Genomic DNA, 13,483 nt, shown 5'->3' on the forward strand with positions numbered 1-13,483 from the left:
CGAATCGCTGAATCGCGAACGTTCTCACTTGCGTGAGAACGTTCACGGCGGGGGCTGTGGTCAGTATTCAGAAGTTCACATGTGCTGACTGTGTCTTGTCGCACAGCAATTTCGAGCGACTTCCAGCGAACCGCCGGTTACCAATGACGGGACAGCCGCGCGAGCAGAAGTGCGACCTCGGCCTTTCGCAATGTGGGGGCTGAGCCCCCGAAATCAACGGAAGTGTCTGACAAACGTTTCTGCGCAGGGGACGGACCTGCAAATTGCCCCCCGTTCGGTTGTTTTCGCATCCACGAAGCGTTACGTGTGTGCTCCTCGCACCGGTGAGGTTGGCGCCAGCTCTGGAGTGTGAGCACTCATCTCTGACGGAACAAAACAAAGGAAGAGCGAACATGAGGAATGGAATGGCATCTCGATGGGCATCAGGGGCAAGACAATTCTTGGCGATGGGACTTGCGGTCTCTGCGCTGACGACCCAGATTCGAGCAGATGTAAAGCTGCCGAACGTTTTCAGCGATCACATGGTGTTGCAGCAGGGACAGAAGAACAAGGTCTGGGGACGCGCCGATGCGGGCGAGTCCGTCACGGTTTCCATCAACGGACAAAGTCAGACTACGACGGCGGCTGCAGATGGATCATGGCAAGTGATGCTTGATCCGATTCCCGTCGGCGGTCCCTACGGGATGCTGGTGAAAGGGAAAACAGAAGTCAAAATTTCCGACATTCTGGTCGGAGAAGTCTGGGTCTGCTCCGGGCAATCCAATATGCAGTGGTCGGTGAATCTCGCCAACGATCCTGACCTGGAGCGTCTGGCGGCCAATTTTCCCAAAATTCGAATGATTAACTTTCCGCAAGTGGGAACTCAGGAAGCGCTCTGGAGCCACGACGACCGTAAGTGGTTAGTGACGACACCAGAAAATGTCGGGGGTTTCTCCGCAGTCGGTTACTTCTTCGCCCGACAGATTTACCAGACGCTGGGTGTCCCCGTTGGGATGATCAACAACGCCTGGGGTGGATCGGCGTGTGAAGCCTGGGTTAAACGCGATCTTCTCGCTGCCGACGAAAAGTACTCGGCTCTGCTTGAGAGATGGGGACAAATCGAATCCCGGCACAACGAACTTGTCGCCAAAGGGGACAGCCTTTCGGACGCAGAGAAAAAAGAGCTGACGGCGCTCAAAGGTCAGCTGGCCGGGAACCACCGTCCTGCCAACATCTACAATGGTGTGCTGAAGTCACATCTCGGCTACGGCATTAAAGGAGCGATCTGGTACCAGGGTGAATCCAACGCGAGTCGCGCGTATCAGTATCGCGATCTGTTCCCACTTATGATCCAAAGCTGGCGCGACGAGTGGGGTCAGGGCGACTTCTCTTTCTATTGGGTCCAACTCGCGGACTTCATGAATGAACAGCCACAGCCAACCGATAGCGCATGGGCAGAACTTCGCGAAGCTCAGACCATGACGATGTCTCGTCTGCCAAAGACGGGCGAAGCGGTCATTATTGATATCGGCGAAGGGAAAGACATCCATCCGAAAAACAAGGTTGACGTCGGCCGTCGACTGGCCCGGTGGGCACTTGCAAAAGACTACGGAGTGGCCGTTCCCTACCACAGTCCTCAATACAAATCGATGACTGCCAAGGACAACAAGATTGTCCTGACGTTCGACTATGTCGACAGCGGATGGCGTCCCTTCGACGTTAAGGAACTGCGTGGATTCGCGATTGCTGGTGAAGACAAGAAATTCCATTGGGCAACAGCGACAATTCTGCCAGACAACACGATTGAAGTGTCGAGCGATCAGGTCGCCGAACCCGTGGCCGTTCGTTACGGCTGGGCTGACAATCCCATCGTGAATGTCTTCAGCGGTGCCGGACTGCCTCTGACCCCCTTCCGGACCGATGACTGGCCAGGAGTGACGGCGAACAACAAATAGTTTCATTCCGCAACAGTTGACTCCGAGCGGGCAGGGTCGACGAATTCGCCGATCCTGCCAACTCTAACCCACGAAGACTGTTGCAGAAGGCGTGGCAAATCGCCATAGTTCAAGCAGATTAGGGCGGGCCTCAGCGGAGCTTGCCCGCCCATTTAATTTCTCCTAATCGACCAGCAAGTACTCATGGCAAATCCTGCACAGCGCGGTTCCACTCCTGATGATGACTCCTGGGGCAAAATTGCCTCAGATCTGTTCGGGATCCAATTCAACGACGACGACGATTTTGAACTTCCCGATGACGAAGCACCCGTAGCCGAGTCGCATTCGGCGGCTGCTGTGACGGGAAGTTCCTTATCCAGCTCGGCGGCTGAAATGGAAACAGTGGCCGAGGCAGGGTTTGACGAAGTCGAAGAGACAGCTCAGGAAGTTGTCGAGACCGATAAGAAATCAACCGTTCCTGGCAATGAGGATCATGACGAGTTCTGGGATATCCTCGAATCCTGGAACTGGGACGAGTCCGAAAAAACTCCTCCCGCTCGTCGGACTGACGAATCTCAGGGACGCCGTAGTCGGCAGGAATCGGGTTCCTCCGAACCTCGTCGGGGTCAGCGGGACGAACCAGCGCGCCGGGAATCGGCCCCTCGTCGGGAAGAACCAGCTCGCCGGTCAGAAACGCCGCGACGGGCAGCCGAGCCAACTCGTGCCGAATCCCCCCGGCCGGAAGTCGCTCGGGGTGAGGAAGCACCACGCCGGGAAGAACGCCGACGAGAACAACCAGAACGGCCACGTCGCCGCAATCTCGAAGCCGTCGAGGAAACGATTGCTGACGACGACAATGATCTGCCAAAGGTACGCGAAGAATCGCGCCGAGAACGTCCCCCACGTACGGAACAGCCACCAAAGCCAAGGCGTGCTGCTCCAGCGGATCGTCCCGCAGCCGAACGAGCGGTTCCAGAACGACCTGCTGCGGCCAAACGCCCCCAGGCGGAACGCCGACCGCAGCGCCCCGCCGAGAACGTTAAGACACGAGAGACTGCGTCTGAATATGTGGGGAACGACTTCGGTTCCGGAGTGGAAGACGCCGTCGAAACTCCTCGTCCAAAGCAAGCCCGACCAGTCCGTAAACGTGAAGACAAGGTCGCCCCGCCGCCAGCTCGAAGACCGGTCGCCACTCGACGCCCTGAACCGGAAGACGATTTCGAAGGTGACCTCTTCCTGTCAGATTCGGACGACGAATTCATCGATGAAGCCGTCACCAGTGAGCCGGAAGAATCTGTATTCGATTCCGATGACGGGGAAAGTGGACCACCACGCCGACGCCGTCGACGCCGACGACGACGTGGTCGATCTGCATCGGATCTGGCCAGCGTCCCCGCTGATCTCGAAGCAGACGATTCGTGTGACGCCGATGAACCCGCTGCGTATGACGATGCTGACGAAGAACTCACCGAGGTCGAGGCCACGGATGAAGTTCAAGAGCCGGAAGAGGAAGAGCGCGAAGTGCGTCGACCTCGCCGCCGCCGCCGTCGTCGCGGCCGACGCTCAGACATCCCCGCCGCTTCTGAATTGGAATCGGAAGACCTCGAAGAAGAAGTGTCGGAAGAATTCAGCGACGAAGAACATGGGGACGAGATTCAAAGTGTCGATCGCGATTCGGAGTCCGAAGATGCTGATGAAGAAGTCGTTCTTCCGGTCAGCTATGAAGGAATTCCTACCTGGGAAGAAGCGATTTCCTACCTTGTAATCGTCCCGCCAACCGAATCACGAGGATCTTATCGTGGTCGGCACGACAGTCGACGGGACGACTCGCGACGCCGCTAAGAAGTCTTTCGTCGTCGGAAACCAATCTTGGGCCACCTGTCGCATAGCGGCAGGTGGCCTGACTTGCGAATATACGATTGTTGCACAGCGAATTCGCCTTAAACGAATTCCTCGCGAGACAGTTTCGTTTGGGATGCAGCGCTGCCCAAGGGCTTGTTGCTGCGGGGCTTCTCCCGTGGATACACGCTTCTGGCACACGACAAACCAACCGAAGCGATCCCTCTTTTGTCGAATCTTTCCGCTGCTTTCTCTGGAGGTGGCGCTCCCGAAGCGGGCGAGGATAACATGGCCGAAAAACTTTGTCGGATGGTGACGCTCGGCTGCAAAGTCAACCAATACGAAACGCAACTCGTACTCGAAGCACTCGAGAAGAACGGATTCCGGGAAGCTCGGGAGAACGAAACCGCAGATCTGTGCGTTGTAAACACGTGTACCGTCACTTCCAACGCCGATTCCCGTTCACGACAGGTGATTCGGCAGTTGGCAAAGCATAATCCGGGGACACGGACGCTGGTCATGGGTTGCTACGCGACCCGAGATCCCCAGGCCATTTCAAGACTCCCCTCGGTCTTCGAAGTTGTGACTGACAAACGGGAATTACCAGACGTGCTGGAACGGCACGGGATCGTCGACATTCCCACGGGGATCAGCCGTTTTGAAGGCCGTCGTCGGGCCTACGTCAAAGTTCAGGACGGCTGCATCCTGCGTTGCACCTACTGCATTATTCCTCAGGTTCGTCCCGGTCTGCGGAGCAGATCCGCGGCGGATATCGAAGCGGAAGTGCGTCGGTTGATCGACAATGGCTATCAGGAAATCATCATTACGGGTGTGCATGTCGGGCACTACGGTGTCGACACTTCGCGGGCGCGTCTGGGCCAGTCCCGTTTCCGTCTTCCCGAACTTCTGCGGCAACTGGACAAGATTCCGGGTTCATGGCGGATGCGGTTATCCAGCATCGAAGCGGCGGAAGTCGACGACGAGCTGATATCCGCTTTTGCCGACAGTGAACATCTCTGCCCACAGTTTCATCCCGCGCTGCAGAGCGGATCCAACACGGTTTTGAAGCGGATGCGCCGCCGTTACTCGGTCGAAAGTTTTCTCGACAAGATCCAGCGAATGCGTGACCTGCTGGACCGTCCCGCATTTGCGACGGACGTCATCGTTGGATTCCCGGGCGAGACCGAGGAGGAATTTGAGGAGACGATGGAAACGTGCCGTCAGGCCGAGTTCATGAAAATTCATCTCTTCCCATTCAGTCCGCGGAAAGGCACGCCCGCAGCGGAATATGGTGAGCAAGTCCACGGAACGATCCGAAATGAACGGATGGCTCGTCTGGAACAACTGGAGCGGGACCTGGCTCAACGCTATTATCAATCGCTGCTGGGGCGGTCGTTGGAAGTCATGGTCGAAAGTGAATCCAGTCGCCCCGGCTGGGTCTGCGGTACGGAACGAAGCTACGCCCCGGTGGAAATGCCGGGAACTCGAGATGATATCGGTCGCATGTGCATCGGCCGTGCTGTTCGGGCAACGCGTCATTTTGTCGAAGCTGAACGGGAGAGTCCCCCGCATGACACTGCAAGACTTCAATGCGACGTACTTCACGATTGAAGACAGGGCGCCGGTTGTCGTCCTGACCGTCGTACGGCCCAGTCTTACAGAAGAAGACAACATCGAACAATTCGGTTTCGAATTGACGAAACTGGTTGAGATATCTGGGCGCAACTGGATAACGCTGGACCTGAGCCAGGTGAAAATCATGACGAGTTCGGCGATTGGAAAATTGATCGCCCTGCATCGGAATCTGCATCGCCGAGGAGGACGATTGGCTCTGTGCGGGCTGAATGATTTCCTTCGCCAGGTGTTTCGCACGTCAAATCTGAGTGAATACTTTCACATCAAGCTGACAGTCGATGAGTCGGTCGAGTCACTGAAGGAGCGGATTTCCCTCACTGAGACAACCTCATGAGGGGAGGCCAATCGTTCTGAGATCTGCAACTGTGACGATCGACGCCTGTAATCTTGATATCCACCGATGTGACTCACGGACCTGGAAATGCCTCCCGAACAATCCGAGTCTCTCAGCAGCTTACGAATCAATGATGTCGAAGTTGTCGATACATTTGCGGAAGCGTTCCCCATTAAAGCAACGCGGCTCGTGCTGACTGCGATCAGTGAACGCTGGGCCCTGACTGCCGCCACTGAATTGTGCGGCAACGCAACCAGTGTCATCGCCTGTGATGTCGAAGCGGCTGTGGAACAAACGATCCCGTCGGGCGAGACGCCAGATGGGCGGCCCGGGGTTTCTGTGCTGGTCTTTGCATTTTCGATCGACGCCCTGGCCAAGTCACTGCAAAGCCGTGTCGGACAGTGTGTGCTGACCTGCCCGACCACGGCCTGTTTCAACGGAATCGAAAATTGCCCCAGGGAAAAACAAATTCGGATCGGCGGGGCCATTCGTTACTTTGGTGACGGCTTTCAAAAGTCGAAGAAACCGGATCACCGACGGTTCTGGAGAATCCCGGTCATGGATGGGGAATTTCTCTGTGAAGACTACTTCGGCACGATCACGGGGGTTGCCGGGGGTAATCTATTGATCTGCGGCACAAATCAAATCTCAGCCCTGGTCGCGACGGAAGCGGCGGCGGATGCCATTCGAAAAGTCCCCGATGTCGCGCTCCCCTTTCCCGGAGGCATCGTACGCTCAGGAAGCAAAGTGGGTTCGCGTTATCCGAAACTCAAGGCGAGTACGAACGATGCCTACTGCCCTACGCTTCGCTCACTCACTCCATCCGAACTGCCGGCTGATTGCCAGGCCGTTTACGAAGTCGTGATCGACGGCTTAAGCTTTGATGCAGTGAACCAGGCGATGCGCCAGGGTCTTCACGCAGCTGCGGGCATGCCGGGTGTCCTGAGAATCACTGCAGGAAACTACGGCGGAAAACTAGGCAAACACCACTTCCACCTGCGCGATCTGCTCTGAACTCACTTGTTTCCGTATCTCGGGGAACAGAAACGGGTCGTCAGCAGGGGGTCAAGCAAGGATTCCCTCCACAATCTCACCATGAACGTCAGTCAACCGGTATTGCCGGCCCTGGTAGCGATATGTGAGACGGGTGTGATCGACACCGCACAGTTTCAAAATTGTGGCCTGCATGTCATGAACATGCACCGGATCGGACGTGATGTTCCAGCCGAATTCATCGGTCGCGCCGTGAACGTGACCGGGCTTGATTCCTCCTCCGGCAAGCCACCAGCTATAGGCGCGACCGAAATGGTCGCGTCCCTTGGGACTGGCTGGGTCTCCCTGACCGAATGGAGTTCGCCCGAACTCACCTCCCCAGACGACGAGCGTATCGTCAAGCATGCCCCGTTCCTTCAAGTCAAGAACGAGAGCGGCCGAGGGGCCTTCGGTATCGAGGCACTGCGTTTCCAGATGAGTAAACAGATTGCTGTGCTGGTCCCAACCCGCGTGCATCAGTTGCACAAAACTGACACCCCGTTCCAGCAGGCGTCGTGTGATCAGGCAGTTGTTGGCGAACGTCCCCTTAATCAACGCGTCGGGGCCATATCGATCGATCGTCGCTTTTGTTTCGTTTGAGAAGTCGACCAGATCCGGAACGCTGGTCTGCATGCGGAACGCCATTTCGTACTGCGAAATCCGCGTTTCAATTTCCGGATCGCCGTAGTCCTCGAGATGAGCGGCGTTCATGTCGACGATTTCATCCAGCAATGCGCGACGTGCCTGGGAACTGACGCCAGGTGGATTTGTCAGGTAAGGGACGAGATCACCCGTGTTCCGGAATCGCACCCCCTGATAACGACTGGGCAGGAATCCGCTCCCCCAGTAGTAGTCGAAGAATAACTGTCCACAGGTCTTCGCGCGGTCACTGGACGTCATCACGACGAATGTCGGCAGGTTATCCGTCACGCTCCCCAATCCGTACGAGAGCCACGCTCCCATACTTGGTCGCCCCGGAACCTGAGCCCCCGTCATGAAGAAGGTTACTCCCGGCGCGTGATTGACCGCTTCCGTATGCATGCTGCGAACAAGACAGATGTCGTCTGCGATGCCTCCCACACTGGGCAGCATCTCACTCATGACGGTTCCCGCCTGACCATAGGCGCGGTGAGGCTTGATGGCAGGGACACAGGGCCACTTCCCGTAACCGCTCGACATGGTCGACAGACGCGTTGTCCCTCGAACACTATCTGGAATATCCTTGCCGGCCATCTCTCTCAGCATCGGCTTATCGTCAAACAAGTCGACGTGGGACGGCCCCCCACCCTGCCAGAGGACCACCACCCTCTTTGCTTTCGGAGGGAAATGTGGCAGCTCGGGTAATCCTCTCAATCCGGCCTGCAGCCTCCCTTCAGCGTCAGAAGCCTCGGCCGGTTTTTCGCCCATCAGTCGCGCCAGCGCAGCGAGGCCAATTCCGCTGGTACTGGAACCGAGGAACTGACGACGATGAAACTTCAACATCTGGTTTTGAAGCAGGTCAAACATTCCGGCTCTCTTCTATTCTCGTGTGAGCGCTTCGTCAAAATTCAGGATTCCCAGACAGACGGCGGTGAGTGCCGCGTGCTCGGAAACGTTGAGCGATTCATCACGGGGGGCAGCGCCAACCTTCAGCAGCGTCTTGGCGTGATCCACTTCATTCTGATAAATCGCGAACTGACGGTCGTAAGCTCGATGCAGACGGGCGAGGTCAGACGCCGTGGGAGTCCTGCAAAGGACACGTTCAAAGGCGTAAGACAGTTGCTGACTTCGGTCGGGGGCGTGGTGCAGACAGTTTTCTGCCAGCATGCGTGCCGCTTCGACCCACGTTGGATCGTTCAGCGTGGTCAGGGCATGTAAAGGAGAACTGGTCGGTATCGAACGCACTCGACAAGTCTGCCGGTTCGAAGTGTCAAACATATTGGACGGATTGACCGTCCGCCGCCAGAACGTGTAGATGCTGCGCCGGTACAGGTCTGCGCCCTGAGAGGCGGGATAAGTGAAATCCCGTTCCTTGGTGATCGCCAGAGCTTCCCACACCGCATCGGGCTGATATGGGTAAACGGGGCGTCCGCCGATACGAGGATCCAGAAGTCCCGAAGAGGCAAGTGCCCAGTCTCGCAGTATCAATGACGGCATTCGCATCCGCGAGGCGCGAGCATACAGCCGATTTTCGATGTCTCGCCCCTTCAGCTCGGGGGTCAGCTTACTGGACTGTCGGTACGTCGCACTCATGACAATCAGTTTGTGCATGGACTTCATGCTCCATCCCCGCTGGCGAAACTCATCCGCCAGCCAGTCGAGCAGTTCGCCATGAATCGGGAATTCGCTTTGAACGCCGAAATCTTCGGACGTCTTCACGATGCCTGTGCCGAAAAAGTGCTGCCACATTCGATTCACTTGAACACGAGCGGTCAGCGGATGTTCGGGGATAAAAAGCCATTGAGCAAAACCAAGCCGGTTCCGTGGCGCCTCATCGTGCAGTGGCGGCAGGAACGCAGGTGTTGCGAACAAGACTTTCTCGGTCGGAGAAAGATACTCGCCGCGATCAAGTATTTTCGTTTCACGCGGCGCGGCGTCGCTCATTACCATGACCCGTGGCAACTGATCTGCGCGATCGTCGGCAAGCTGCCGGTTAAGACCATCAAGTTTGGCCAGAGCTGGAATCTTCGATACCAGAGTCGAACGGACTTTCTCGTCGAAGTATTTCCGCAGCGATGGTTCGAGTGACTTCTTCTCCTCATCGGTTCGCTCGCCGTCGGGCTTTCGCAAGATTGCGGCAACAGGCTCAGGCAGCCCGTTCCCTTCGGCCGGTTTGCCATCGGCAAAAAGTCCGGTCTTCCAGCCTTCAAACGCCGAATCCGCGGCCAGCTTTGCGTCGACACCTGCGGCCGCAATCTGCATTTCCAGCTCGGCAAATCTCGCTTTATTTTCGTCTGTGGGAAGTTCGATAAACGGAGCTGCGACGCGGATACGTGACGAAAAGTACTGCGGTGTTCCACTCTCAGGTACGCGGTTGAAAGCGTCGAGCAGACTGTAGTAGTCCCGCTGGGTGATCGGATCATATTTGTGGTCGTGGCACTGGACACATGCCATCGTCAGCCCCAGCCAGTTCGTCGATGTCGTGTCCATTCGGTCGAAGAGGTTCACGAAACGCTGCTCTTCCGGAATCGCCCCCCCTTCACCGTTCAGAAGATGATTGCGATTAAAGCCGCTGGCGATTTTCTGATCGTTCGAGGCATCTGGCAGCAGGTCACCCGCCAACTGCCAGATTGTGAACTGGTCAAACGGAAGATCGTTGTTCAACGCTTTGACGACCCAGTCGCGCCAGATCCACTGCCACGTGTCGCCATCCTGCTGGAACCCGTTACTGTCGGCATAGCGAGCCGCGTCGAGCCAGCTCAGTGCCATGCGTTCGCCGTAGTGAGGGCTGTTGAGCAGCCGATCGACCAGTGCCTCGTAGGCCCCCTCACTGTTGTCCTTCACGAAGGATTCGACTTCTTCAGGTCGGGGAGGAAGCCCGATTAAGTCGACCGAAAGTCGCTTGATCAAGGTCGCTCGATCCGCTTCCGTCGAGGGTGCGAGCCCTTCCGCTTCAAGCTTGGCGAGTACAAAGCGATCAATGGGCATGCGAACCCACCCGCTGAGTTTTACCTCTGGCTCGGCCGGACGGACAGGAGCGGTGAACGCCCAGTGCGTTCGATATTTTGCCCCGTCGGTGATCCATTTTGCGAGCAGTGCTTTCTGCTCAGGACTCAATCGGCGGTTTGAATTGGAAGGGGGCATCAACTGTTCGGGGTCGTCTGCATGGATTCGCTGAACGAGGGTACTCGCCGCAGCATCGCCCGGGACGATTGCTCCAGCAGCCACTGCGGCATCGCGCAAATCCAGTCGCAGATCGCCCTGGCGTTTGTTTCCATCCTGACCGTGACAATAGAAGCAGTTCTCGGCCAGGATGGGTCTGATATCACGATTGAAGTCCAACTCTCCGGGGTCTGCACCTGCACTGTTATTGCTGCAGATGAACAGTCCAATCAGAGTCAGCCCCAAGGAAACGTGGGATATCAACTGCGACGGTGAGAATGTCAGCGGTGTCCCTGCGGGAAGCTTTGTCAATTTCGCCATCAGTTTCGCTTCGATCAAGATTTCGTCACGTAGATACTGACTCGATCAATCCGCCAATTCCCAATTTCGAACATCACGACGGGCGGTGTTCCGGGCACGAGGAATACATCAGACGGAAGTAATGTGAATATCGTCGTGTATATTACACCAAAGTCAACTTCATGGGACGTCGGCTGGGGTGAATGAAGCTGCGACGTCGTGCGACAACATTGCCGCGGTTCGAGCGGCTTTCTGTTAGCCAAACGACGTTTGACCTAATCAGTCTCCTTCGGGACGGGGATTTTCCGCAGGTCAATGTCAACGGGAACGTTGATGATGAGTGTCGGTGCCTCGTACACGAAGCGATACTGATCTCGTGGGTCCGCGAGCGCAGTCCAGTAGTAAGTCACCCCGACTGCTCCGTCGGACTGTTGGGTCGTCTCAAAGCTGGTGAAGCTGGTTCGTACCCCCTCCCGGGTTTCGAGATAGACCTCATTATGGAAAATCCAGGTTCGATGAGACTCAAACGCCGGTCCTCCCGAGTCATACGTGACCGCGATATCGATCTCTGCATTCACCCCTGCGGGGGGCGTTGAATCGAACTCCACATCTTTCAGTCGAACCGAAACGCCACCTCTGCGGCGGACAGTCCCCTTCACCATTGATGTCCGGTCAAAGACGATTCGCTCGGTTGAGGCGGCGATCTGACAGTGAATGCGTCCCTGCAGCGACAGTTCGCTCACGGACAGTGGCTCTCGCAGGGAATAGTCCCATTGGACGGGGATCTGTCTTCCCCCATCACCGGCAGGATGTTCGTACCGTGCATCCGGATTCCAGGCCGCGAGTAAACGATCCGTGTCTGCGGTTGCGACAACATCTGCAGCGGCCATCGCGAGAAACAGGGGACGCAGTCGAGGTTCGATGGAAAGTTGACCGCGCACGCGGATCAATTGCTGTCCTTGTTCACCAACAACGGGACGCCGCTCGACCGTGTCGATGGCAAGTCGGAATGGTCCCGATCGTTGAAGAACGGACGTGCGAGTGGATTCTGCTTCGGGAAGTTCGATGGTAATGGCAGAGTCCTCCTCAGCGAATCGCCAGCGAACCTGCTCCCATTCGCAAAGCTGATCGAGAGCTTCCCAGAACGACACCTGGTTCCACACTACCTTGCGGTTGTGACGTTGGACTGCCGCAGCAGATTTATTGAGCGTGAGCCTGTTCCCTGTCTGCATCTGAATCTGCTGAAGGAGCTGTTCGAGAGAAAAATCTCCTTCGAGAGTCACTCGCGCCGCGCGAGACGACTCGCGTGCAGCGCGCCTCTCAAGTTGTAACCGAATCCGCCGGATTGATTCGCGGGCCGAAACACTTTCGATCAATTCCGGTATTGGTAGCTGTTGCAGAACCTGCGGCCCCAGATCCAGGATCTGACGTTCTGCCTGCGATCGTTCAGAGAGCGTCGGTGCATCGAGTCGACCAAGCAACTCATCGACCGTCGCTTTCGTCGTCGGGCGTTCCTGCGCATCCGCAGTGCCGACGATCAGAATGAAAGTGGCATAACAGAGGATGCCTGCCATCACTCCGGCGCAGGCTCGAAGAGACGGTCGACGGCCAGACGTTTGAGTCCAAAGCGTGGCGAGATGAGTTTCTGCCGTGAAACAGCACCGTTTGTTACTCAGCATTGATTCCCCATCACTACGAGTTGCCCCAATCTCGCAACGTGAACGACGGCCTCGGAAAGCATAGCATGTCAGATGCCGGGACAGTTCCCCGGGGAACTTGCTGCCTTCGTCAGAATCGTGATAGCGGTCCGGCGATTCCTGGGCGAGATTATCAGTTTTTGTCCTGAAGCGGCATCGTCATCAGGGAGAGACTGGCACGGAAAGGCCGTCAAAGCAGTGGGGAATTCAGTCGATTTTCTGCTCTGGCGCGCCAACGCTCGATGCGGTATCGGCCGCCGATTGCGAGGGATACCAGTAGGGGGGGAGATCCTTTTTCGTGGATCGAAGTATTTCCAGGATGGAGCTGCGATCAGTATCGGAAAGATGCTTATAGTCTTTTTGCGGTCCGGTCGCCGTGAGTATGTCCCACAGCTTCCGATAGACAACTTCCTTTACCTCCACGGGAAGGGAATCAAAAGATTTGGAGTACACCAGATAACTGCAGGGATACTTGAACAGACGACGTTCGAGATCGAAATCGCGTAAAGATCGACCTTGTTCATCCCGGGGACCCCACTGCGTGAATTCGTCAGCATAGCTGCTGGTGCCGGTCAATCTACCATGGAGCGGAGCTTCGTCGCAGAACAGCAGATACTTCACCAATCTGTCTGCAGTATTGCGAATGCGGGTGGTCGTGCTTTCCCAGCGATGCTCGGGTGGTTCGTTCAGCGCTTTATTCATTCCGGCTTCTGTATGGAGGGCTTGCCGGGTTTCAAAGTTCGCCTTCGTGATCAGATTGTGAGCTTCCACCTGATGCTCGAGTACCATCAGAGCCACCAGATCACTGTGGGGTGTCAGGTAACTGGAGTGTTTGAAGCGACGATCCAGGCTGGTCACATTCTGCCCCGCGCTGTTATCCACGGGCTCTTTCTGTTTTGTCCCCGTCATGACCAGATTGCCCAGATGCTTCT

General features: G+C 56.6%; 8 protein-coding genes and 1 pseudogene. 5 read left to right on the forward strand and 4 right to left on the reverse strand.

The features are described 5' to 3' along the window. Nucleotides 1-404 precede the first annotated feature (404 nt). The 5 genes from VGE80_RS23410 (at nucleotide 405) to fhcD (ending at nucleotide 6,735) form a co-directional block, all read left to right on the forward strand. Entirely contained in the window at nucleotides 405-1,934 is a 1,530-nt protein-coding gene (locus VGE80_RS23410) for a sialate O-acetylesterase (RefSeq protein WP_373651937.1), read from the forward strand. Between the two features lie 183 nt (nucleotides 1,935-2,117). Then, nucleotides 2,118-3,755, forward strand: coding sequence for a hypothetical protein (locus VGE80_RS23415; protein ID WP_397570135.1), 1,638 nt, complete (start codon nucleotides 2,118-2,120; stop codon nucleotides 3,753-3,755). Nucleotides 3,756-4,040: 285 nt separating this feature from the next. Then, nucleotides 4,041-5,363: a tRNA (N(6)-L-threonylcarbamoyladenosine(37)-C(2))-methylthiotransferase MtaB gene (gene mtaB, locus VGE80_RS23420; RefSeq protein WP_373651935.1), complete on the forward strand. Its 1,323-nt coding sequence runs from the start codon at nucleotides 4,041-4,043 to the stop codon at nucleotides 5,361-5,363. Then, nucleotides 5,323-5,721 carry an STAS domain-containing protein gene (locus VGE80_RS23425; RefSeq protein ID WP_373651934.1) on the forward strand — a complete coding sequence of 133 codons (399 nt, stop codon included), beginning with the start codon at nucleotides 5,323-5,325 and terminating at the stop codon, nucleotides 5,719-5,721. The genes mtaB and VGE80_RS23425 overlap by 41 nt, the downstream gene beginning before the upstream one ends. An 87-nt stretch (nucleotides 5,722-5,808) precedes the next feature. Further along, entirely contained in the window at nucleotides 5,809-6,735 is a 927-nt protein-coding gene (gene fhcD / locus VGE80_RS23430; RefSeq protein WP_440594337.1) for a formylmethanofuran--tetrahydromethanopterin N-formyltransferase, read from the forward strand. Nucleotides 6,736-6,786: 51 nt separating this feature from the next. Here the strand turns inward: fhcD and VGE80_RS23435 are convergent, their stop codons facing one another. The 4 genes and pseudogenes from VGE80_RS23435 to VGE80_RS23450 all read right to left on the reverse strand — a co-directional run. Then, the gene (locus VGE80_RS23435) at nucleotides 6,787-8,259 is read right to left on the reverse strand and encodes a DUF1501 domain-containing protein (RefSeq protein WP_440594338.1); all 1,473 of its coding nucleotides are present in this window, start codon (nucleotides 8,257-8,259) and stop codon (nucleotides 6,787-6,789) included. A gap of 12 nt (nucleotides 8,260-8,271) precedes the next feature. After that, nucleotides 8,272-10,875: a PSD1 and planctomycete cytochrome C domain-containing protein gene (locus tag VGE80_RS23440; protein WP_440594339.1), complete on the reverse strand. Its 2,604-nt coding sequence runs from the start codon at nucleotides 10,873-10,875 to the stop codon at nucleotides 8,272-8,274. 254 nt (nucleotides 10,876-11,129) lie between these two features. Beyond that, entirely contained in the window at nucleotides 11,130-12,428 is a 1,299-nt protein-coding gene (locus VGE80_RS23445; protein ID WP_440594340.1) for a hypothetical protein, read from the reverse strand. A gap of 330 nt (nucleotides 12,429-12,758) precedes the next feature. Next, nucleotides 12,759-13,483, reverse strand: a pseudogene (locus tag VGE80_RS23450) (hypothetical protein); the annotation flags it as partial.

The organism is Schlesneria sp. (assembly GCF_036405755.1).
Classification (GTDB): Bacteria; Planctomycetota; Planctomycetia; order Planctomycetales; family Planctomycetaceae; genus Schlesneria; species Schlesneria sphaerica.